Genomic DNA, 20092 nt, shown 5'->3' with positions numbered 1-20092 from the left:
AAGACGGGTTTGACGTGGCACGTTTCAGTGATGGCTCGTCATGTCTGGCGTCTATGTGGCGAGTTGGTATTACCGGACCCTTCGATCAAGCCTATTGATTTCCCTGATCTACGCGCGTCAACTCGGGCTTATGGTCGCTTTGACTGGGGACTTAGATCCCGCTTAAATCACCGCATGGATCGGTTCGGCAACCGGTTGGTCCGGGATTTCGCCGGGGGAGGGGTATGCGTTGCAATCATTCGAAAAGAAGCGGCCGGCCCGCAGCTCCTGTTTACGGCGGGGCGGGATCACACAACTCTCTGCGCTGTGACGGAAGCCTCATTCCTGCTCTGGCCCACTGGTAGGGCTTCACGCCGCACTGGCAGAGGCTGAGTCATCTCTGGATCTTGACCCGCCCTGCATTTGTTGATCGCTCAGCAGTCGGCAAGCCGAGTGGAGCACTACGAAAGAAGAGGGCGCGAGTGGTCGTCGCTCCATTGCCTGTCTGAGGCTGAGGGCAGCGCGAGGAATGCTCGTCGTGAATGGCACTCCGCCTCGAAGTTGGCGCGAGATCGCCCACCAACACTACGTCGGCCCCTTCTAGAGGCCGCCCCGAAGCGGCCTACGCTTCATCGAGGAGTGTCATATGTCGAGTTGGCGTCGAAGTGATACATCTCCGCCTGGACGCTGGAGTGTTGGCAGCCCTCCGCATATGTTGCTGCTCCCTCGGTGAAGACGCCGAAGGTGAGCGCACACGAGGAGAGGAGCCAGAAGTAGCGCCAAGTGCCAAGTCTCCAAAGTCCAGGGGAAAATGAAGTCGGCGCCCAGAAGTTAGCAGCTTCGGGGCGCCGACCCCGCCGCCCCGAAGGGCTGCGGATTCATAACCGGGATGAGTCGGCTGACCTTTTCGACGAGAACGGCCGCCCCACCCCACCTACGAGTAAGGAATTCTTGCATGCCCAAGTCCCGAGGCGGAAGGGCGCCCGCTGTCCAGTCCGCCAAGGCCGTTGAACCCACTGCCGGAACCCACCAACACCGCTTGGTTGCCCTCATCGCGGACATGGTCCCCGGAGCCCGCACCCTCCGTGTCTCGCAGCGCGAGCCCGGGCGGAGCTGGCCGAGCCCCTACGCCCGCGCGTACGACGCGCAGGGCCAGCACATTGCGCTCAACCGAGCCCAGGGCATGACGGTCGCACGCTGGGTGATCCGAGCCCACCCCGAGTTGATCTGGGACGAGGCGTACGACCTCGACCTGACCACAGGGGCCCTGCGCCCCGGCGCTGACGCATATGCCGCAACGGGCGGGGGCCGCTAACCGTGGCCAGGATCCGCACCATCAAACCCGAAGCCTTCGCTTCCGAGTCGCTCGCCGCCGTCTCCCTCACCGCCGAGCGGACCTTCTTCGGGCTGCTCACCCAGGCTGACGACCACGGCCGCTTTCGTGACCAGCCCGCCGTCATCACCGGACTGCTCTGGTCCCTGCGTCCTGAGCACGGCCCTGTAGATGTCGAGGACGATCTGACCCAGCTCGCCGGCGCCAACCTGATATGCCGCTACGAGGGCGACGACGGCAAGCGCTACCTGCATGTCGTTACCTGGCGCCAGCACCAGAAGATCAACCGGCCGAGCGGCATTCGCCACCCCGCCTGCCCGCAGCACGACGGAGACCAGTCCGCTCCGGGCACACCGCAGGCTCACGGGGCCTTCACGGAGTCCTCCGTGAAGGGTCACGGAACAATCGGTGAGTCCTCAGTGAACGCTCACGGAGGACTCACCGAGCGCTCCAGGAACCACAACACCGCAGGTCAGGACACATTCACTGAGCCGTCACTGAGCCCTCACGGAGAACTCAGTGAGCCGTCCGTGAGTCCTCACGGTCCGGATCTAGGACCTAGGAACTTGGATCTAGGAACTACTACATCGGGGGGCGCAAACGCCCCCGCATCGGAGGCCGTCTCGACGAAGCAGCTCATGGACGAGTACGCCGCCGCCTGCGCACACCGTCCGCCCAGCGGCGTACTTGGCCATCTCGGGCGCGAGACCGCCAAGCTCCTCGCCGAAGGCATCGCCCCCACCCATATCCGCGCCGGCCTGGCCCGCCATCGCGTCAAGGGGCTGCACCCGAGCACCCTGCCGAGTCTCGTGCACGAGGCGATGAACGCCACCCCCGCTGGTTTGGTGCGGACGGAATCGCGGCCTAACCTGCCCGGTCACCGGGCCTGGGCCAATCCCGCTGACCCTGCCGCCGCCTACGCCGAGGAGCTGTGATGCGCGACTACGACGCCCAGCCCGTCGGCGGCATCGCCCGCCGCCTGGCCCACATCCTTACCGCCCGGGGCATCGACCCGGCTGCCAAGCTCACCGAGGCTGCCGAGCCCATCCCCGCCCTGCAGGCGGCCGAGGCCCGCATCCCGGCCCGTTATCAGGCCGCCGTCGCCGACCACCCGGCCGTCGTCGCCTGGGTCCACGAGGTCGCCCAAGCCGGACGCCCCGGGCCCGAGGGCGCTCCGGGTATCGCCCAGGGCCGCTCGCTGCTCATCGTTGGCACCACCGGTACGGGCAAGACCCATCAGGCGTACGGAGCGGTGCGTTCCCTGCTCCTCGCCGGCGTCCGATTGCGCTGGAAGGCGATCACCGCCGCTGACCTGTACGCGGAGCTGCGGCCCCGCCCCGGCCACGACGGCGAGCGGGAACTGATGGACCTCGCCCGTTGCCCGCTGTTGATCATCGACGATCTCGGCGCGGCCAAGAGCAGCGAGTGGACCGAGGAGATCACGATGCGGCTGGTCAACCGCCGCTACAACGAGATGCTCCCGACCCTGGTCACCACCAACCTCGGCATGGCCGACCTGCGCCAGCACATCGGCGACCGCGTCGCCTCCCGCCTGACCGAGATGACCGACAAGGTCATCCTCGACGGCCCCGACCGCAGACGAGCCCTCGCAGCCAAACGCCGCAACGCCGCAGCCGCAACGCCACCGGCATACACCGCACTTGCCGCGCCAGCAGCTCCCACGGCCGTATCCGCTGCTCGCCGCCCGAACCGCTAGCGGCCCTTTGCGACCGACGTCACCGGTCGCCTCCTTCACGATCAATCCCTGGGGCGCGCCTGCCCAAACGGGCCCCGGGGCAACGGAGACATCCCATGCACAGCACCGAGAACCAGACGCCGCGCACCCTCGGCGACCTCACCTGGCACGACCACGCCGCCTGCCGCTCCACCGCTCACCACAAGGTCGACCTGGAAATCTTCTTCCCCGAGCCGGACGAGATGGACCGCATTCGCGCAGCCAAGGCGCTGTGTGCACAGTGCCCCGTCCGCACCATCTGCCTCGACGCCGCCCTCGAAAGCGGCGATCGCGACGGTATCCGCGGCGGCATGACCGAAGAGGAACGATCGCCGCTGCACCGCAAGCTCCGGCACCGCCTCAACTACGCCCGTGTCAACGCCGCACTGGCCGGTCGCGACGTCCACCTCACCCAGACCGAGCGCGAGGCTGTCGTCCATGCTGCCTACCAGGCCGGTACCCCGGCTGAACAGCTCGCGCGACTGCTCAAGGTCAGCAAGGAACACGCCCAGAAGCTCTACCGGGAAACCCGCCGCCAGATCCGCAACCGCGCGGTCGACCAGCAGAAGACGGAGAACAACAGGAACAAGGGCAACGGAGAGCCCAGGAACCAGACCACCGTGCTCAAGGAAGCCACGACGAACACCTCCCGCGACGACCTCGGGACGGCCGCGTGAACCACATCGCGCCGCTACCAGCGCGGATCACCGGCTGGGACCGGGCCGCCATCATCGCCCTCGGCGGCGCCGGATGCGCGCTTTCCTACGATGCCCTGCAGCAGATGGCCATCGCCATCCACATCCGCGGATTTCTCACCTACGTATTCCCTCTGGTCATCGACGGCTTCATCGCCTACGGAGTGCGCGCCCTGTTGGTCCTGCGCACCGCACCGCTCGCCGCCCGCTGCTACGTGTGGCTGCTGTTCGGCACCGCGACGGCCGCCAGCATCTGGGCGAATGCGCTGCACGCGGTACGCCTGAACCAGCAGCAGGCGCAAGGCGTGGGACTGCGGCTCGGCGACGTCACCGTGGGCATTCTGTCCACCCTCGCCCCGCTCGCCCTGGCCGGAGCGGTCCACCTGTACATCCTGATTGCCCGGCGAGTCACCGGGCCCGCTGTTTCCGGACACCCGGACACCACCAGTGTCCGAGCTGACCGGGTCACCGCCGCCCGCCAGGACACTCCCGGCGGCCAGGACGAGCCCCGGCCGGCGCAGGTCACCTCCGGACTCCAGGTCGAGCTGCCCGCCTCGGAGACCAACCGCCCAGCGGTCACCGTCGGCCAGGACACCCAGGAAGCGGGTGCCTCGCAGGACCGGTCCGGACAACGGGGCGGTCTGGCTGAGCCGGAGCCTGACCAGGATGGCCGAACCGCTGACCTGGGCGGACACCTGGCCGGCAGACCCTCCCCGGTCACCCGCCTCCATCCGGCCGCGCCGGCCGCCGCACCGCCGGAGACTGACCCGGCCACCGCTGCGGAGAACGAGGACACCCACACTCCGGACACCGACCCGGTGACCGAAGAACTCCTGCCGATCGCCCGCCAGGCGGTCACCGAGGCGGGCAAGGCCACCCGCCAGGTCGTCGCTGATGCCATCCGCGGAGAGAACCTCCCGCTCGGCAACGACCGGCTGACCGTCCTGATGCGCCGGCTTCGCGCCGAGACCCACAGGCAGCCGGTCACAAAGACGGGCTGACCGAACGCACCACGTAGGCCGGTGACCTGGCCGACCGCAACGCCAGGTCACCGGCCCCGCGCGCCACACCATCGACTTCTCCGCACCACGGAGGCACCACAATGCGCACCACAGCGGCCACCCACGCCGAGGCCGACGCCTGGATCACCGTGCTTCGCGACCACGGCCACCTCCACCGCGCCGAACCCGGCCCCGACGGCAACTGGACCGTTCAGCGAAACCCGGCAAGCACACCCCGAACCCTCCACCACCCAGTCCTCGCGCTCGACTACGTCGCCGAGATCCTCCGCGACGTACGCAGCCACACCGCAAAGACGCCCCGATGAACCCCTCCGAACCGTCCAGCACCACCCCTGAACTGCAGCAGGGCCACTGCCCGGCACGAGGCCGAGCAAGCTGTACCTTCCGAAACTCCTCCGCAGCCACGGGCAGCGGAGGAGTTTCGCAAGGGCTTGCCCCCGCCCCGGGAGGGACGGGGGAGGCCCGGCACCAGGGGGTGCCGGGCTCCAGGGCTGCGACCGAGGGCGGACCGCAGCCAGAGGGGGAAACGAACGCGCCCGCTGCGCCACGTACGCGTCCTCGCCTGCGCCAGAGCGTGCACCGCGACCAAGTCCGCAGTGTCCGCCTGACCCGCGACGAACTCGAATCCGTCAAGCGTGCCGCCGAAGCGGCCGGTCTGATGACCGCCGGTTTCATCGCCGATGCCGCCGTCGCGGTCGCCCAGGCCCAAGGCGGTCCGAAACCCTGGCTGTTGGACCAGCGTGGCCGGGTGGAGGAACTCATGGCGGCCGGCGCGCAGCTGGCCCGCGTCGGCAACAACCTCAACCAGATCGCCCGCGTCCTGAACTCCGGAGGCCATGTCGCCTACGTGGACGAGGTGGTGGTCCGCGTGCTGCGGGCCGCGGCTCGGGTCGAGGAAGCGGCCGTCGAGATGGCGAGGCGCTGACCGTGGTGCCCGACATCTCTACCGGTGGCCGTACCTACGGGTTGCTCGCCTACCTCTATGGTCCTGGTCGGCGCGACGAGCACATTGACCCGCACCTGGTCGCCTCGTGGATGCCTGAGCTGGCCCCGGACCCCGGACGTGACCAGGCCGCCACGCTCAAGCAGCTCGCCGATCGCCTCGACCTGCCTGTCCTCGCCGTGCCCAAGCACCGCCGGCCGGCCCGGCACGTGTGGCACTGCCCCGTCCGTACCGCCCCCGGCGACCGCTACCTCACCGACGCCGAATGGGCCGAAGTCGCCCGTCGCATCGTGCACGCCACCGGCATCGCCGAATACGGGGACGACAAGGCGTGCCGCTGGATCGCCGTCCGCCACGCTGATGACCACATCCACATCGTCGCCACCCTCAAGCGTGAGGACGGTCGTAGCCCTCGCCGTCACGATGACGGCATCCGCGCGCAGGCTGAATGCCGCAAGATCGAGAAGGAATGGGGCTTGCAGATCCTCAACGAGGGCGACCGCACCGCCGCCCAAAGGCCCACCAGCGCCGAACGCTCAAAAGCCGAACGCGCCGGACGCACGGCAACGGCCCGCGAGATCCTGCGAGAGCGTGTCCGCCAGGCACTGGCCGGAGCCGTTAGCGAAGAGGAATTCTTCCGCCGCCTCGCCGAGGCCGGCCTCCGCGTCGAAAAGCGCCTCGCCCCCTCCGGCGACACCCTCGGCTACAAGGTCGCCCTCCCCGGCGACCGCAACCGCCACGGCGAACCCATCTGGTTCCCCGGCTCAAAGCTCGCCCCGGACCTTTCCCTCCCCAAGATCCGCCAACGCCTCGATACCGGGGCGCCCGACAGCGATGCACCCGTCATCGACCGCTCCGGCGAAGCAGCCCCACGTCCGGCTCGCGCCCGGCGTGACGCAACCCCTGCCGCCGAGCGAGCGGCATCGGTACTGAGCGCAGACGACGACGCAGACTCCGCCGCCCAACTTGTCGGCATCGGCGAACTCCTCGACGCAGTCGCCCAGACCTCCCCGGCCTCGACCCGCAAGGAACTCGCCGAGGCCGCCCGCGCCTTCGAACGCGCCACCCGCTCCCACATCCGCGCCGAACGCGCCGACAACCGCGCCATCCGGTCCGCTGCCCGCGGCATCGTCCGCGCCGGCAACGCCCTGGGCAAAGGCGAAGACGGCGGCGCCACCGCGATGCTCCTGTCCACAATGGTCCTCGTCACCATCGCCGCCGCCCGCTGGCACTCCGCCCGCGGCCACGCCCAGCAGGCCACCGCAGCCCACCAGACCGCCCAGCACCTGCGTGCCGCCTACCAGACCGCGGCCACCACCCCCATGAACGCCCTGCGCGCGCAGGGCCGCCGCCTCCCCGAACCCGTACGACAGCGGTACGCCCGTACCGTCGAAGCCACCCTGCCCCAGCACGCGGACCACGTGTTGCGTGAACCCGGCTGGGATGCACTGACCGCCACCTTGGATCAGGCCGAGCGGGCCGGACACGACCCCGACGTCCTACTCCAGCAGGCCATCGCATGGCGCGAACTGGACACTGCCGACAGCGTCACCGACGTTCTCGTCTGGCGACTGCGGCGGCTGGGGAACTTGCCAGCCACCTCCGACTCCGCCCGCGCACGGAGGAGCCAGTGCACGTCCCAGCAGCGCCCCCTGTCCCCGAAGCCGCAGGAGACCGAGAGCACCGTCCGAACTCACCCCAGCGTTCCCCGTTCCCCGCGGACAAGGCGCTGACCAGCACAGCAAAGGGCTGGACACGTCAGCCGGCGCTTGTTATGGCTGGTTGAACAGAGACATGGAGACGATGCGGATGCTCAGCAAGAACCTTCAGGCCCCCAGAACTGCTTTGCCTCAGACGGGATCCGGTGATGACCCGCTGGTGCGGCTCCAGCAGGAGACGCAACCCGCGGGCGGGAACATCGGGTTGCGCGCCACCACGCACCCCGAGGAAATCCGCATCACCGGCATCACCGTCATGTGCCCCCAGTGCGGAGCCCGGCGCGACTGGATGGTCATCTGCGACCGCAACGAAGTCAGCATCCGCTGCCGCTGCGCACACCAGTGGGTCGAGCGCGAACTGACCCGCGCGGACTACCTGGCGATGATCGGCGAAGGCATCGGTCAGGACTACTCCAGCCTGGAGGCCGCGGCTCAGGCCGTGGGGTACGACGGAACGCTCGCCGGCGCTTACCTGAACGAGCCTCGACCCGCATGAGTAGTCACGAGCGCCTGCTCCTCGACGCACTCTCTGGATAACGTCGGCGTGTCAGCGGAGGTCTCCGCGATCTTGGCAGAGACCGGCGACGCCGTGCCCGATCCATTTTCCTTTTCCTCCGATGCTTCAGGAAGACAATCCACCACGAAAGTAAGTCCCTGGACTCTTTCGGCAGAATTACCCGGACTAGTCGCAGGGTAAAGGCTCCTCCTATAGTCAGGAGGGCAAGGAGCAGCAGCGCCCACCAGGGGAGGCTGTCAACGGCGGTGGGTAGAATCTCAATCATGGCGCGGTGAATCTCCGTACGAGGCATCCGAATCGATAGCTAGACTTGGATTCATTTCTTTACCCTGAGTACCGAGCTTCCCAGGATTACCTCGTAGGAATTTCTATTTCGCCCGAGTCGTGATCCCTGCAGACCGACAACGGGATCGGTCATAGATTGAGCGACATCGCTGGGGTGAGGATAGCCATGCCACTCTATGTCCCACTCGTACCCTTCTCCCCAGAGGCGTCTTTCTGTGTCGCCGGACTCGCGGTTCTCGCTCTCTGGGCGCTCCAGGGGGTCCCAGTACCAATTTCCCGTCGACCATTTCCTGCGCGGATCTGTCATCGACATACGGGTCACTAGCCCGGCCAAGAGCCGACGCGCGTTTCTGGCCATCCCCGGAAGGCTGGACAGTTGCTCCTCTTCCCTACGGCTCACCGGAACATCGGACATGAGTAGGAAGCGAGAAGCCATAGGGTTATGAACGCCATCCGATTTTCCGTCTTCACGGGAAGTGACGACGATCTCCGCCCCGGTTGGAATGTGCCGGGCAACGTACGTACGGCCATGTGAGCGAAGGAGCCGCATTCCGGGAGTGCGTGAAGCGTGGAAACTATCAGGCACTATGCGCTGCATGACATTGTCCGGTGCGCTCGTAATCAACACCAATCGATTCCATCGCGGAGAAACCTTGATTGTGTACCAGGTGAGCACGCCGAGGTTCCACTGGGCGGGGGGTGCCGCAATTGAGCCGTAGTGTGATCCGTAGTTAAAGAGGCCGAGCGCCATGATCGCGCGGAAATTCAGCTGCGCGTCATCGCAAGAATCAAGCCCGAGATCGTATCCCTGGGAGTCGCCAACGAGGAATTCCGAAGGGGCGACGCCCTCAAGGTCTGGCGGTACGTGAGTCGCCTTCGAACGCCGATTAATTCCAGGAAAAGCAGCTTCGAACGACTCTTCGGTGTAACTCTTCCGAATGTGCGCAGCGCGTTGCTGACCGGACTCAGACATGCTTCACCCCACTCGCCGCCCGGTCGACGCTTAGGTCACACGTCAAGAAACGCTGCTACCACTGCTATGCAGAGTGGGTGCACCACACCCGCAAGACGACACCGCTGGTACCGGGCCCGGGCGTCGCTTCTCCTGGTTCTCTGCAACCAGCCGATCAAGTCGGATGCCAAGAGTATAGCCGGGTCGCCTTGGTCGTGCTTCAACTTCCCGGCAGAGATGGGAAGATGGGCGGCCTGTTCTTCCCGTGCGAGCTGAACCGGCCGTCAAACTGCCCGTATGCTGCATCGCGTTGTGCGGGACGCGGGCGCTTGATGCCGAGCTGTTCGGCTCCGGAGGGTTCGTCGTTAGTCCGCCGGGCACGGCTAGCAGGGCGCTGCCGCTCAGCCGGCCCAGCCGATCTCGCGTACCTCGATCGTCCCGTCGTGCGGCATGTACTGAATCCAGCAGCACGGCCCGAAGGCTTCCCGAATCTCTTCCACTGCGCCGGGGTCCCGGACATCCGGGAAGGCTCGCGGATCCGCCCGGACGACTTCGACCAAGGCGAGCACTTCCCGCCGTGCCGCATCATCCGGCAGCTCCGCCACAACCTCCGAAGCCAGTTCTTCCATCACCACGCCGCATCGCATCGCGCACCCCCGTGGTCGATTGTGGGGAGCACAGTAAGGCCCGCACGGAGATCCCATGCGGACCTGTGGATAACTCGCTCAGGACATCCCCTGTTCATAACCAGGTACTTGGCCGCACAAGTGAGGCCGAGGAGCTCTCTGGGACTATCGGCCCAGGTAGGCGGCCAGGAGTAGCTCGGACTCCGGGGAGAGCGAGACGATGCGGACCTGGTCGCCGTGCCGGTAGGTCAGGCTCCCCGACACGTCGCCTACGGCCGGGTGGTAATCCCCACGGGCGAGGTCGGCAAGAGCCGCATTTCGCAGGCCCTCGCGGAACGCGAGCGTCAGCGCGAGCGGGGTGGCGAGGTCGACGGTGGGGTCTGTGAGTGCGGCGGTGACGAGCTTGCGGATCTCCTCGGCCGTCATCAGCTGCTGTCGTCCAGTCATAGGTCAAGTATTGAGGTGCGCCAAGGTACGTGAACGTCAACGTTTCCATCGGTTATGCGCGATGTTGCTAACCCTTTGGGGGCTGTCCCGATACAGGGCAGCCCCCAAGGGCGGAGTGTGCGGCGGTCAGGGGGTGGCCAGGTGGTTGGCGAGGTGCAGGGCGTCGGTGGCCACGGTCAGCGCGGCGTGAAGACCAGTGACTTCGAAGAGGGTGGGGTGGACGATCGGAGTCCAGTCGCCGTGGAGGCTGGGCCAGGTGGCGAGGATGACGGTGGTGGCGGCCAGGCCGAGGCGGGCGGTGACGTCCATGCCGCCGCCGCGGCACGGGTGCCAGGTCAGCAGAATGGCGCCGGGGCGGATCGGTTCGGGTTGCGGGGCGGTGTCCCACACGGCGCGGATCGGCTCCGTGGGCTGTTGAGGAACGGAGCACACCACAGCGCCGCGTGCCGACGCGGGCATGGGGTGACGGACCTGATCGTTCAGAGCCAGGTATGGGTCCGGGCCGATTGCCTCCGCTGAGAGACGCGCAGGGGCACGGTGGGTCACACGTCCGCCCAGCACAGCTCGGTGCGGACCTGGGGAGGCAGTACGCCTTCCTGACCGTTCTCGGCGAGGTAGACGGCGCCGTTGGGGCCGGGGACTTCGATGATGCGGCCGATGTAGTGGGCGTAGGACCAGTCGGGGTTGATGGCGAAGTAGGCAGGCAGGTCGGGGTCGACGGTCTGAAGCTGGTGGATCAGTTGGCGGACGGTGATCTGGTGCGACAAGACGGTCTCCTGGACGAAGAGTGAACGGGGAGGGGTAGCGGGCGAAGCGTTCGGGAGGCTCGTTAGTCCTCTGCATCGAATCGCAGTAGCTCGCGCAGTGCGGCAGGGCCCTTCGGCGGCGGTGTGGATTTCGCCGGGAGCAGGTCAGCGCGGTGGCGTCTGCCCAGCTCGGCGGCGTAGGTCTTGGTGGACGAGGGATCGCTCGTCCACTGCTTGCAGGTGCACGTCGCGAGGAAGCGCTCCCGTCCGGGGCATCCCTCGGTGAGCGGTGTACTGCCGGTGGTATGACGGTGGTCGGCAGGGCAGATCGTGCCGTCGGCGTGGTATGCGGTCACGGTGATCGAGTGGCGAGGCATGGCGGGACCTCCTGGTCAGATGCAGGCGCAGGAGCGGCTGGGGGCGGAGATGAGGGCGGCGAGGAATCCGGCGACGGCCTGTGCTGGGGTGTCCGGCCCGAAGCTCTGGTGCCAGGCGGTTGTACCGTTCGTCCCCTTGACGTGGATGTGCCACAGCTCGCCGCGCGCCGCTGCCGGGCTCTCGGGGACGCGTTGGTCGGGGCTGGAGCAGTGGACGTTGCTGTCCAGGTCGGATATGACGTCCCACCCCTGGTTTTTGAGGAGGTCGGTGACGGGGCCTGCGCAGTGGCAGTCGAGCAGCCACTCACGCTCGCCGAGGGCGGCGAACGGCAGCGTGGCGGGAGCTTGGAACGGGGCGGTAGCGGTGAGTGTCACGAGCAGCAATCCCTTCGTTGACCTGCGGTTTTTCGCGGTGTCCGTACGTTGACATGGTCTGGGAGGGGGTCTCCAGTCGTGTGCGGCGGTGTGCGTCTGCCGTCGGCGAACTGGGAGGGGGCCGGCTGCTGATGTCCGCGCAAGGGGGAATGAATCGGTCGCCCCGCGGGCTGTTCCGGGGGCGACCGATCGCTGTGGGAGGTTGGGTTGGAGAGCGAAGAGATCCGTAGGTACACCGAGGCGGTCGACGATGCGGAGGCCGCGTCGCTGGGCCGGGCCCGGATGGCCGACGGCAGGCGGATCGAGCTGACCGTGGACGAGCTGGCGCAGCTGGTCGGTGCCGAAGCCACGGGCGAGTGTGGCACGGGCCGGCATGGTGCGGCTGGCGCCGTCTAACGGCGGGGCGAGCGCACCTCATTGTGCGTTCCGGCACTCGCCGTGTGGCCGGTGATCTGCGTGTCGGTGGGCGAGGCTGGTGCCGGCTTGGACGAACGTGCGCGTGCTGCCTCGGACAAATGCCCCCGTCGACGAGAGCGTCGGACAAGCGCATCTCTATGTCGTCGATGACAGAGGGGAGCGAGTCGAGCAGCGTTTGCACGGCAGCTCGGAGCCGGTGTCCGAGGCCGTCGTCCAGCGTCCACGGGCCCGAGCTGGGGGTGTGAGGAGTGGTTGCTACTGCCGGTCGGCGGCAGAACTTCCGACCGGCGACAGCTTCCTGTCCCGTCCCCAGGCGTTACTTGGCCAGCAGGTCATGTAGGAGTGCCACAACGATGACCGCTACCCCAATGGCGGCTCCAAGCTCGGGATGGCGGAAGGCGGCGTACCCCGCGAGTGCCCCTACGAGTAGGAGCAAAAGCCCACGCACACTGATCTCGTCCATCAAATCCTCCGATCGGCAGTAGATACCTGCTGACCAGCATCGATGCCGATGCCGAGGCGTTGATGACTGCCAACGATCATTCACGGCATTGCACACTCGCTGACAGCCTGTGACGAGGGCTGGCAGTATGGCCGAGAGAGCTTCTGACAATTTCTGACAAGCGGCCAGGGGGATCCGGTTGCCGAAGTGGAAGATGCCGGACCTCCCGGACGGCCCACATAGAGTGCTCAACCGAGAGCTGCATGCCCTGCACAAGAGAGCCGGATATCCGTCAGCCCGGGAAATTCAGGCGAGGATCGATGGCGGGCGGGTGGAGAACGAGGGGCACGTCTTCAGCTACACGAAGATCCACCACGCCTTCACCAAGGCGGCTCTGCCTTCCTGGGGCGTGGTTGAGCTGATCGTCGAGGAGCTTGCTGCGCTTGCCCGGCCGCGGTTGGAGCCGCAAGCCGAGGCCGACCGGTTCAAGATCCTTTGGGATCGGGCCGCGGACCCTGAGTCTGAGGTGCTGGATGAATTAGGGGAGCTACGACGGAGCGCCGCCCAACCTGCGGAGCCCGCCCCCCGATCGAACCCTAGGGCGAAGCAACTGCCCTGCAGTCCGCAGGCGGAAGACCTCGCGACCCCTCGTGACCGTTTCCGGCTCTTCGGGAGGGCCGGCGATTGCACCCTCATTGAGGGGGACGGGACTTGGGCCGTCACGCCGGGCAACCTGCGAGTGCTGTACACACCCGAGCGTGTCTCGCTCCCGCCCGAAGTCAGAGCCTGGCGACAGGAGATCGCGGAGGAACAGAAGCGCAAGGAGGCCAGCGGGCTGCCTCACCTCTGCAACTCCAAGCGGTTTGCAGTGCAAGCGCTAACTGTCAGTCGCACGTCGCCAGGAGGGGACACCCTTCACACCGCCCATGTACCCATCGTGACGTTGTCCCTTTGTGACGCCGACTACTACGACTTTCTGGCTACCGCTCGTAACCTTGATCGCCCCCGGGTGAGTGGCCTCACTCTCCGCAAGGAATATCTGGAGCGAAACCCTGCCTGTGCTCCCCCCTTCATGAACTGCAGCTTCGGCGTCAACGTCGCTGTGGAGACGGGACGGGATCACAAAATGATCTTTTCATTCCGCAGTGGCAATGCATCCGGCTCACACACGTGGCGATGGAATTCGTCATCGAGTGACGGGCTGTCTCGCCAGAGCGACCTGTCGTCTGGCAGCAACGCCCCCAACCTGTATGCCGCAGCACGACGGGCTCTCCGGGAGGAGTTGGCCATCGAGCCGGCTGATGCTGTGGACCTGGAACTGCTTGGCTTTGCCTTGGATCTGAAGAATCACCAGTGGGCAGCCTTCTTCCGCGCCGTACTCACCGATCTCCGCAGCGAAGACCTCCGGGCCCGGTTGGGCAAGGGGTACCTCAAAGAGGAATGGGAGCACGACCGTTATGTCTTCTGCGACGCCGATCCTGAGAGCGTTCTCGACTTCATAGCTGAAGAGCCGACCGAATCCTGGGCGCCCTGCGCGCCGGCCCTGTTCCTTCTGGCATTGGTTCGGGCGGCGGCGCGGGCGCGGGGCACTGTCGGTCGACTGGAAGTCGAGGCGGCTGAGCGTGCTGTCATGCGCCGCCGCGGCCTTGGGCAACCATGAGACGAAGACCGGTCCGTGCTGTGCCTGGCTCGGTCGTCAGCGCCGGGTGGAGGGCGCGAAGGGAATGGTGCGGACCGAAACAGGAACTGCAACGGAGCACTTGCGTCCACCCTTGGAGGTAGGACGGCGGAGTTCAGAGAAGAGTTCCGTAGGCGTGTTGTCGTCGAAGGTAGCGATCCAGCGGGGTGGGCCGACCAGGTCGGAGTGCGCGGCGATCTTCCACAAGGTGGAGTTCTCGCCTTCCGGGAGATAACCGAGTCGAAGGTGCTGCTCGGGCGACGAGGCGTAGACGTTCGCTAGTTCGTCGCAGTGGAGAAGGAATCCCTGGTCCAGGAGCGGCTGGAGCGCCGGATCACCACTGAAGGTGGAGCCGGCGAGGTAGACCGGTGAGACGTAGACGTCCCCTTCGGGAGCGTGGGTGGGCATGACGGGACTCCAGGGTGCGGGATGGGAAGGTCAGCGCTGACGGCGCGAGCCGATGGCGCGAGGCGCGAGGGGAGTGGCTCCGGCGGCCGGGAGCTGGAGAGGCTGTATCGACTCGGTGTGTGGGCTGCGTGCCAGTGCCGCTTCGGTGCGCGGAGTGAGGCTGCGCTGCACGGGCAGGATCTCCACCAGGGAGCGGTGACGATCGGGGATGAGGTCTGCCGCGCGGGTCACGGGCGTCGGGTCGGTGAGCGCCACGGCCGAGGCGGTGATGAGGTGCTCGGGGGTGCCCCGGCTGAAGTACGCCTGCCAGCTGGGCTTGGAGATGGGGTCGGGGCCGGCGGACATGCGCCAGGTTCTCCGGGTCGAGGAGCTCGTCGTATTCGTGGAGCCAGCCGCCGCGTATCCGGTAGGCGGCGTGACCGTCGGGCGAAACCATCCGGAACGGCCGCGTGCCGCGGACGGCCTCCCAGTGATGACTGGAAAGCACGGTGGCGGGCGTGTGTCCGGTGTAGTGCGTGCCGCCGCTGAGGTAGTTGGCGAAGTTGTTCGGCAGCCCGGCGACGAGCGTGTCCGTGAAGGCCGCCACGATCTCTCGGGGGGTGTCGCGGTCGAAGGTGGTGATCCAGTCCGGTACGCCGAGCGGGTCCTCGGCATACGAGATCGTCCAGCCGCCGTAGTGGCTGTCCATGACATTGGCGATGCGCACGCGCTGGCACGGGCTGGTGTAGTACGTGTCCTCGCCGAACGCCACGACTTTGGTCCAGCCTGTCGCAGAGTCAAGGTTGTTGAAGATGGCGTCATCAGTACCGGGGCCGGCGAGGTAGGCGGGGGTGATGAGGACATCGGCGGCGGGGCCGAGGGCGTGAGGGGCGGTGGTGGGCATGGGAACAGCTCCGGAGGGGTGGTGCACGGGCGCCCGCGCGGCTCGCACTGGAATGTGCGCGGGCGCCGGTGTGGCGGCGGGGTCTGACGGTGGGCATGCGGATCACCTGGTTCGTGAGGGGTGGGAGAGCGCTGTGACGTGTGCTGGGACACGTGGCTGGGGGGTCGAGGCGTGGGAGAACAAACCCGGGAGGGCTGCGGGGGTTCGTCGTACGGCCGCGTTGGCCCTGGCCGTGCTGGCCGTTGCCAGCGCGGCGGGCTTGCGCTGCACAGCGACGGAGGGCGCCATCGAGCCGAAGGCGGCCAGTTCCCTGTAGATCGGCCCGAGTGCCTGGGCTGCCGGAGCCAGGGTGTACGCGGCACGGAACGATGGGCCGGTGCGGGTCAGGAGCTGATCATCCTGGAGCTGCTGGAGGCGGTAGTAGAAGGAGCTCGTGGCGAGTCCGGATGCCTTGCGCAGTTCACCGTGCGGAAGAGGGCCGTGCTCCGAGAGGGCGTGGAGGACGTCGACTGCCCCCTCGCCGCGTAGCCGGCGCAGAGCGTCCTCCGTGCGCTCCGCCTCGGCGACCGCCGGGCCGCTTCCACCGGTGTGTGTGCGGTGCCAGGAAGCGAGCGTGCGGTGCACGCTGTGCGCGTTCCGACCCGACGGGGAGACCTCGTAGAGCCCGTAGTCCGGTTGGTCCAGCAGGCCGTTGGTGTGCATTCGCCGCAGGATCTGCTGCGTGTTCTGGGTACTGAGCCACGGCAGCGCAGCGGCGATCTTTGTGAGCCGCGTCTGGCCGTGCTGCGCGATGGTCTGGAGCGTCCAGGTCGTCCAGCGGGGCGCGAGGCGGCCGATCGCTTTGCTGACGAGCGCGGCGTCGTGCGCTGATACGCGGTGGTCGCGCATGTCCAGTTCTCCGGGAGTCGGTCGGGTGCTGTCAGCGGGTGCGCTTAGAGCGTTCAGTGGGCGGGGGTGCATTCGAGGGAGCCAAGCGGGGCGGCGTTGCAGTGGTGCGCAGCGCTGCGGACCGTGCCGGGGGCACCGGGGCCGAGTGCGGGGAGCGGGCCCTGGCGGCCTGGGCTCGACGCCCGAGAGGCTGCGTGGCGGCGGATGCTTCCCGCTCGCGCTCCAGTCGGCGGGCTGCGGTGCGGTAGGCGGCCTGGTCCTGACGCTCGCCGACGGCCAGGAGGTAGATCTCCCTCTTGTGCTGGGAGGAGTCCGGGGCGTCTCGGTATTGGATGACCAGCCGCCACCGGGTCTCCGGGTCGACGTAGACCTTGTGGCAGCCCGCCAGTTCGCGATGCAGAGCGGCTCCGCGTTCGTTTCCGTGGACCAAGTGCTGCAATTCCAGCAGGGCCAGATCGCGGATGTCTTCCGGTACGGACCGCAGGTCGGCGAGGGCCTCGGGCTGCGCCGCGAAGGCGTACCGGGCCCGGCTCACGGCGCGCTCCGATGCACCCGTGACGGCGCAGCCGTCGCCGATCGAGGCGGTACGGCAGCAACCGACGGCACGGCGAGGCCGCCGGTCGTGACCGTCGAGCGGGCACGCGCAGCCTCTGCCCGGCACACGACCGCGCCGTCGGGTGCCGGATCCAGTGGAAGGGGAGTGGAGCGTTCCCTGACCCAGGTATCCGCGGCCTCGGCAGTGGGAAAAGCTCCCTCCCGCACCGTGTAGGAGCGGAATTCCTCGGTGGTCTCTTCGAGGAAGAGCCGGTACGGAGCGTGCGCGGAGTCCGGGTGGCTGTCGTGGACGAGGGTGCTGACCTCGATGCCGAAGTGGGAGGAGCCCGAGATTCCGGTGGAGTGGTTGAGGACCGTGTACCGGCCGTCCGGGTTCGCCCTGAGCATGTCCTCCAGCCGGGCCGTGAGCGCATCGGCTGGCCGGGGCCAGTGGTTCTTGGGCAGCTCCGCCGATTCGGCAGGGCAGCCCTGGCGGATGAGCCAGTTCTGCGCCAGCGGAATGACTGGGTGGCGCGCGTGCTCGAAGCTGAACGTGCGCTGTTTGATGTCCCGGGTGATGTGCAGTGTGACGAACTCCGCCGTACCGGGGCTGTCCCAGATGGCGGCTCGGTCGTACAGCAGCAGGTAGGTGTTGCGGCCATCGGCGCTGTGGTGCTCGGCAAGAGGCTGAAGCATGTCGTCCGAGAGCGTGACCGTGTGGAAGTTGTCCTCGATCAGTTCGGTGGCGGGCTCGAAACCGTCGATCCGATAGTCCGGCTTCGGGACAGATGCGTTGGTCATGTCAGTCTCCGGCAGGCTCGGGCGAGGCCAGGAGCCGGTGGTTGGGCCGAGCCGGGCTGGTGGTGCACGCACCGAACGGCCCGTCCGCTGTACGGAGTTGCATCAGAGCCGGGTCCAAGTGGTCGCGGTGCCATGTCGATGGGCCGGTGAGGCCGGCATCGACGTCGGTGAGCTGCTGCCAGGCCAGCCACAGGGCATGCAGTCGGGCGACCGCCTCGGGGTGTTCCTGCCACCGCTGGCACCACGGCCGGCCGGTGGTGATCTCCCGCCCGTAGACCGGCAGGAGAAGGTGGTGCACCCATGTCGCCAGCGCGGCGAGTTCCTCGGCGTACGCCTTGCCGTCGAGCGCGAGGATGAAGATGGAGGACGGCCCCTCCGCCCCGGTGGCAGCCGCATCGCTGCCCTCCGGGGCCGAGGCCGGCGTGGTGCCTTCCGCGTGACCGGTCTCGTCCTGTTCGCCGTCCTGCTCGGGCGGCTGTTCGTCGGTGAGCCGGGCGAGCGTCTCGCCCTGCTTGCGGCTCTCCGCGACGAGCTGTGTGACGGTGGAGACAAGGTCGTCCAGGTCGTGGTCCGGTATGCGTACCGGCTCGCTCTCGTGAGCGGGTTCAGACATCGATACCCCTTGGCGTGAACGTTTGGGTGTCGAGGTTCCGGAGAAAACAGGGCTTGGCGATGCCGGAAATTTGGTGTAGAAGACGCAGGTCAGAGCAGCGTGTGGTGGCGGCAGGACGGTCGGGGCGGGGCGAGGATCTGCAGGGCTCGGGTGGCCTGTTGCGGCACAACACCATTGCCCAAGGCGGCCAGTTGGGCGAGCGTCCGAGCCCTGGAGTGGCGGTCACCCAGCCAGGATCAAGCCCCTGCATCCACTCCACGAACAGCGGACTCAGGCGGCCCGCGTCATCGGTCGCCGCGGTGCGGGGCGGGTGCTCTTCTCCCATCGGGCGATGGCGGCGCCATACGGTCCCCAGACCCTGGACCGGTCTCCACGTCCGCCGGATCCGCGAACAGCAACAGCACCTCCGTCAGCGACGCCTCGCCGACGGCGCCCTTCCGCCCCCACCCCGTGTGCATGCCCTTCGCATTGGATGGGTGTGAGAGCCGTGCTGCTGACGAGAGGGGCACGTCCCGATTGCCGTGGAGTTGGTTCGGTGACCCCTTGATCTGGTCGGAGGCTACCGGGGTGGGCAGGAGCCACTCGACCTCGTCCGCGAGGTTCGGGCCGTGGCCGCCCTCCTTGCGTTTCGCCGGGTGCTGGCTTCAGCCGTTGGTCGCCAAGTTGCTCGTCGGCGTCTTGAGCAGCGGCGGTCCGCCCGGATGGCCAAGCGGCGAGGAAGACCCGTGCTCGGTGATGCGGGGCTCCGAAATCGGAGGCGCGAAGCACGCACCATCGTGCGTCGAACCGGAGGTCGGCCAGGGATCCAAGTACGACACCGAGTGCGCGCACAGCAGACTGGCCTGCTGCGTCTCCCAGACACCACGGGCGGGGTTCCACGTCGCCAGGGGAACCGGCGGGGGAGGACAGGAGTCCTCGGACATTTTCGATCACCACCAGGCACGGGTTGAGGGCGTCGATAGCACGGACGATGTGGTGCCACAGGCCGGACCGGTGCCGTCAGCCAGTCCGGCGCGGCGGCCGGCGACCGAGACGTCTTTGACAGGGGAAACCGGCCGTCAGGACGCACACTCCGGGAGCGGTGGCCCAGTTGACGGTGGTGATGTCGCCGAGGTTGGGCACGGTGGGCCAGTGGCGGGACAGGATCCGGGACGCCCCCGGATCGACCTCGGCATGCCAGGCAAACGTGCCGCCGCCCAGGGCGGCCTGGACGTCCAGGTCCAGGCCGCCGTATCCGGAGCACAGACTCCCGATCAACGGGAGAGGTCGGCGGCACCGTCAGGTGAGCGGGCATGGCGGGGGGCGGGGGTGTCGGTGAGTCGGGTGGGCGTTGGTGCGGGGGCGTTGGGCTCTGGAGGGATCCGGTAGATCGAGTTCGTCGGGCGGGCTGACCGGCTCAGTGCGGCCAGGATGCGTGGCGGAGTGCCGTCGATGCGGTCGGCCGAGCCCCGCAGCGCGTTGGCGGCTTCCTACAGATCGTCGCGGACGTAGATCATCCGCTCCTGGAAGACGCAGAATGTGGCCAGCCGGGCGTCCCGAAGGTCGGCTGTAGCGGGGGATTCGGCGAAGCGGCGCAGGGATCCAAGCTGGGCGTACGCCTGGGTGTAGTTCTCTATGGCGCGCCCGGCGGGCACCGAGGCCGAGGTGTAGGCGTCGATGACTAGTCCGAGGTCGAGCT

General features: G+C 67.6%; 25 protein-coding genes and 2 pseudogenes. 11 read left to right on the top strand and 16 right to left on the bottom strand.

Annotated features, from left to right (window positions below; translation table 11 throughout):
- The first annotated feature begins 934 nt into the window (after nucleotides 1-934).
- The 9 genes from IEZ17_RS18240 to IEZ17_RS18200 all read left to right on the top strand — a co-directional run bounded on the left by IEZ17_RS18240 (nucleotide 935) and on the right by IEZ17_RS18200 (nucleotide 7921).
- Nucleotides 935-1294 carry a hypothetical protein gene (locus IEZ17_RS18240; RefSeq protein ID WP_189301407.1) on the top strand — a complete coding sequence of 120 codons (360 nt, stop codon included), beginning with the start codon at nucleotides 935-937 and terminating at the stop codon, nucleotides 1292-1294.
- A 2-nt stretch (nucleotides 1295-1296) separates the two neighbouring features.
- The gene (locus IEZ17_RS18235; protein ID WP_189301405.1) at nucleotides 1297-2247 is read left to right on the top strand and encodes a hypothetical protein; all 951 of its coding nucleotides are present in this window, start codon (nucleotides 1297-1299) and stop codon (nucleotides 2245-2247) included.
- Nucleotides 2247-3029 (top strand): ATP-binding protein, encoded by a 783-nt coding sequence (locus tag IEZ17_RS18230; protein ID WP_189301403.1) that lies wholly within the window; start codon nucleotides 2247-2249, stop codon nucleotides 3027-3029. The genes IEZ17_RS18235 and IEZ17_RS18230 overlap by 1 nt, the downstream gene beginning before the upstream one ends.
- A gap of 95 nt (nucleotides 3030-3124) precedes the next feature.
- Entirely contained in the window at nucleotides 3125-3724 is a 600-nt protein-coding gene (locus IEZ17_RS18225) for a WhiB family transcriptional regulator (RefSeq protein ID WP_189301402.1), read from the top strand.
- Nucleotides 3721-4743 (top strand): DUF2637 domain-containing protein, encoded by a 1023-nt coding sequence (locus tag IEZ17_RS18220; RefSeq protein WP_189301400.1) that lies wholly within the window; start codon nucleotides 3721-3723, stop codon nucleotides 4741-4743. Before IEZ17_RS18225 ends, IEZ17_RS18220 begins: the two co-directional genes overlap by 4 nt.
- Before the next feature lie 101 nt (nucleotides 4744-4844).
- The gene (locus IEZ17_RS18215) at nucleotides 4845-5069 is read left to right on the top strand and encodes a hypothetical protein (protein WP_189301398.1); all 225 of its coding nucleotides are present in this window, start codon (nucleotides 4845-4847) and stop codon (nucleotides 5067-5069) included.
- Nucleotides 5070-5338: 269 nt separating this feature from the next.
- Complete coding sequence (gene mobC, locus IEZ17_RS42470) at nucleotides 5339-5689, top strand: plasmid mobilization relaxosome protein MobC (protein ID WP_229852369.1); 351 nt, start codon at nucleotides 5339-5341, stop codon at nucleotides 5687-5689.
- A 2-nt stretch (nucleotides 5690-5691) separates the two neighbouring features.
- A complete protein-coding gene (locus IEZ17_RS18205; RefSeq protein ID WP_189301395.1) occupies nucleotides 5692-7440 on the top strand; it encodes a relaxase/mobilization nuclease domain-containing protein in 1749 nt (582 codons plus the stop codon).
- A 49-nt stretch (nucleotides 7441-7489) separates the two neighbouring features.
- Nucleotides 7490-7921 (top strand): hypothetical protein, encoded by a 432-nt coding sequence (locus tag IEZ17_RS18200; RefSeq protein ID WP_229852367.1) that lies wholly within the window; start codon nucleotides 7490-7492, stop codon nucleotides 7919-7921.
- Nucleotides 7922-8258: 337 nt separating this feature from the next.
- On the opposite strand, the gene IEZ17_RS18195 is transcribed toward IEZ17_RS18200, so the two are convergent.
- The 7 genes from IEZ17_RS18195 to IEZ17_RS18165 all read right to left on the bottom strand — a co-directional run bounded on the left by IEZ17_RS18195 (nucleotide 8259) and on the right by IEZ17_RS18165 (nucleotide 11750).
- Nucleotides 8259-9200 carry a hypothetical protein gene (locus IEZ17_RS18195; RefSeq protein WP_189301393.1) on the bottom strand — a complete coding sequence of 314 codons (942 nt, stop codon included), beginning with the start codon at nucleotides 9198-9200 and terminating at the stop codon, nucleotides 8259-8261.
- A 380-nt stretch (nucleotides 9201-9580) separates the two neighbouring features.
- Nucleotides 9581-9826 (bottom strand): hypothetical protein, encoded by a 246-nt coding sequence (locus IEZ17_RS18190; protein ID WP_189301391.1) that lies wholly within the window; start codon nucleotides 9824-9826, stop codon nucleotides 9581-9583.
- A gap of 144 nt (nucleotides 9827-9970) precedes the next feature.
- The gene (locus tag IEZ17_RS18185; protein WP_189301389.1) at nucleotides 9971-10252 is read right to left on the bottom strand and encodes a site-specific integrase; all 282 of its coding nucleotides are present in this window, start codon (nucleotides 10250-10252) and stop codon (nucleotides 9971-9973) included.
- A gap of 126 nt (nucleotides 10253-10378) precedes the next feature.
- The gene (locus tag IEZ17_RS18180; RefSeq protein ID WP_189301387.1) at nucleotides 10379-10711 is read right to left on the bottom strand and encodes an esterase; all 333 of its coding nucleotides are present in this window, start codon (nucleotides 10709-10711) and stop codon (nucleotides 10379-10381) included.
- Nucleotides 10712-10794: 83 nt separating this feature from the next.
- Nucleotides 10795-11019 carry a hypothetical protein gene (locus IEZ17_RS18175; protein WP_189301385.1) on the bottom strand — a complete coding sequence of 75 codons (225 nt, stop codon included), beginning with the start codon at nucleotides 11017-11019 and terminating at the stop codon, nucleotides 10795-10797.
- A gap of 62 nt (nucleotides 11020-11081) precedes the next feature.
- Complete coding sequence (locus IEZ17_RS18170; protein WP_229852366.1) at nucleotides 11082-11375, bottom strand: hypothetical protein; 294 nt, start codon at nucleotides 11373-11375, stop codon at nucleotides 11082-11084.
- Nucleotides 11376-11390: 15 nt separating this feature from the next.
- A complete protein-coding gene (locus IEZ17_RS18165; protein WP_229852365.1) occupies nucleotides 11391-11750 on the bottom strand; it encodes an SPDY domain-containing protein in 360 nt (119 codons plus the stop codon).
- A 207-nt stretch (nucleotides 11751-11957) separates the two neighbouring features.
- On the opposite strand from IEZ17_RS18165, the gene IEZ17_RS18160 reads away from it, so the two are divergent.
- A complete protein-coding gene (locus IEZ17_RS18160) occupies nucleotides 11958-12146 on the top strand; it encodes a hypothetical protein (RefSeq protein WP_229852364.1) in 189 nt (62 codons plus the stop codon).
- Nucleotides 12147-12808: 662 nt separating this feature from the next.
- Nucleotides 12809-14269 carry a translation initiation factor 2 gene (locus IEZ17_RS18155; RefSeq protein WP_229852363.1) on the top strand — a complete coding sequence of 487 codons (1461 nt, stop codon included), beginning with the start codon at nucleotides 12809-12811 and terminating at the stop codon, nucleotides 14267-14269.
- A 36-nt stretch (nucleotides 14270-14305) separates the two neighbouring features.
- Here the strand turns inward: IEZ17_RS18155 and IEZ17_RS18150 are convergent, their stop codons facing one another.
- The 9 genes and pseudogenes from IEZ17_RS18150 to IEZ17_RS18115 all read right to left on the bottom strand — a co-directional run bounded on the left by IEZ17_RS18150 (nucleotide 14306) and on the right by IEZ17_RS18115 (nucleotide 20048).
- Nucleotides 14306-14695 carry an SPDY domain-containing protein gene (locus tag IEZ17_RS18150; protein ID WP_189301383.1) on the bottom strand — a complete coding sequence of 130 codons (390 nt, stop codon included), beginning with the start codon at nucleotides 14693-14695 and terminating at the stop codon, nucleotides 14306-14308.
- 30 nt (nucleotides 14696-14725) lie between these two features.
- A complete protein-coding gene (locus IEZ17_RS18145; RefSeq protein ID WP_229852362.1) occupies nucleotides 14726-15349 on the bottom strand; it encodes an SPDY domain-containing protein in 624 nt (207 codons plus the stop codon).
- A pseudogene (locus tag IEZ17_RS44470) lies at nucleotides 15264-15578 on the bottom strand (SPDY domain-containing protein); the annotation flags it as partial. The pseudogene IEZ17_RS44470 and the gene IEZ17_RS18145, both read right to left, overlap by 86 nt.
- A 102-nt stretch (nucleotides 15579-15680) precedes the next feature.
- On the bottom strand, nucleotides 15681-16466 hold the full coding sequence (locus IEZ17_RS18140; RefSeq protein ID WP_189301379.1) for a hypothetical protein: 786 nt from the start codon (nucleotides 16464-16466) through the stop codon (nucleotides 15681-15683).
- A gap of 31 nt (nucleotides 16467-16497) precedes the next feature.
- Nucleotides 16498-17001, bottom strand: coding sequence for a hypothetical protein (locus tag IEZ17_RS18135; protein WP_189301377.1), 504 nt, complete (start codon nucleotides 16999-17001; stop codon nucleotides 16498-16500).
- On the bottom strand, nucleotides 16998-17801 hold the full coding sequence (locus IEZ17_RS18130; RefSeq protein WP_189301376.1) for a hypothetical protein: 804 nt from the start codon (nucleotides 17799-17801) through the stop codon (nucleotides 16998-17000). The genes IEZ17_RS18135 and IEZ17_RS18130 overlap by 4 nt, the downstream gene beginning before the upstream one ends.
- Before the next feature lies 1 nt (nucleotide 17802).
- Complete coding sequence (locus IEZ17_RS18125; protein ID WP_189301374.1) at nucleotides 17803-18414, bottom strand: DUF4913 domain-containing protein; 612 nt, start codon at nucleotides 18412-18414, stop codon at nucleotides 17803-17805.
- A gap of 270 nt (nucleotides 18415-18684) precedes the next feature.
- Nucleotides 18685-19671 (bottom strand): annotated as a pseudogene (locus IEZ17_RS18120) (DNA cytosine methyltransferase).
- A 212-nt stretch (nucleotides 19672-19883) separates the two neighbouring features.
- Nucleotides 19884-20048, bottom strand: coding sequence for a hypothetical protein (locus IEZ17_RS18115; protein ID WP_189301372.1), 165 nt, complete (start codon nucleotides 20046-20048; stop codon nucleotides 19884-19886).
- Nucleotides 20049-20092: the final 44 nt, after the last annotated feature.

This window comes from Streptomyces albospinus (assembly GCF_014648695.1).
GTDB classification, from domain to species: Bacteria; Actinomycetota; Actinomycetes; order Streptomycetales; family Streptomycetaceae; genus Streptomyces; species Streptomyces albospinus.
This window is presented reverse-complemented; position numbering and strand designations above follow the sequence as displayed.

Coding starts and splice junctions, on each gene's coding strand:
- IEZ17_RS18150 (WP_189301383.1), bottom strand. CDS start 14,695: ATGCCCACCCACGCTCCCGAAGGGGACGTCTACGTCTCACCGGTCTAC.
- IEZ17_RS18140 (WP_189301379.1), bottom strand. CDS start 16,466: ATGCGCGACCACCGCGTATCAGCGCACGACGCCGCGCTCGTCAGCAAA.
- IEZ17_RS18240 (WP_189301407.1), top strand. CDS start 935: ATGCCCAAGTCCCGAGGCGGAAGGGCGCCCGCTGTCCAGTCCGCCAAG.
- IEZ17_RS18185 (WP_189301389.1), bottom strand. CDS start 10,252: ATGACTGGACGACAGCAGCTGATGACGGCCGAGGAGATCCGCAAGCTC.
- IEZ17_RS18215 (WP_189301398.1), top strand. CDS start 4,845: ATGCGCACCACAGCGGCCACCCACGCCGAGGCCGACGCCTGGATCACC.
- IEZ17_RS18125 (WP_189301374.1), bottom strand. CDS start 18,414: ATGTCTGAACCCGCTCACGAGAGCGAGCCGGTACGCATACCGGACCAC.
- IEZ17_RS18180 (WP_189301387.1), bottom strand. CDS start 10,711: ATGCCCGCGTCGGCACGCGGCGCTGTGGTGTGCTCCGTTCCTCAACAG.
- IEZ17_RS18195 (WP_189301393.1), bottom strand. CDS start 9,200: ATGTCTGAGTCCGGTCAGCAACGCGCTGCGCACATTCGGAAGAGTTAC.
- IEZ17_RS18130 (WP_189301376.1), bottom strand. CDS start 17,801: ATGACCAACGCATCTGTCCCGAAGCCGGACTATCGGATCGACGGTTTC.
- IEZ17_RS18190 (WP_189301391.1), bottom strand. CDS start 9,826: ATGCGATGCGGCGTGGTGATGGAAGAACTGGCTTCGGAGGTTGTGGCG.
- IEZ17_RS18230 (WP_189301403.1), top strand. CDS start 2,247: ATGCGCGACTACGACGCCCAGCCCGTCGGCGGCATCGCCCGCCGCCTG.
- IEZ17_RS18145 (WP_229852362.1), bottom strand. CDS start 15,349: ATGCCGAGGACCCGCTCGGCGTACCGGACTGGATCACCACCTTCGACC.
- IEZ17_RS18170 (WP_229852366.1), bottom strand. CDS start 11,375: ATGCCTCGCCACTCGATCACCGTGACCGCATACCACGCCGACGGCACG.
- IEZ17_RS18225 (WP_189301402.1), top strand. CDS start 3,125: ATGCACAGCACCGAGAACCAGACGCCGCGCACCCTCGGCGACCTCACC.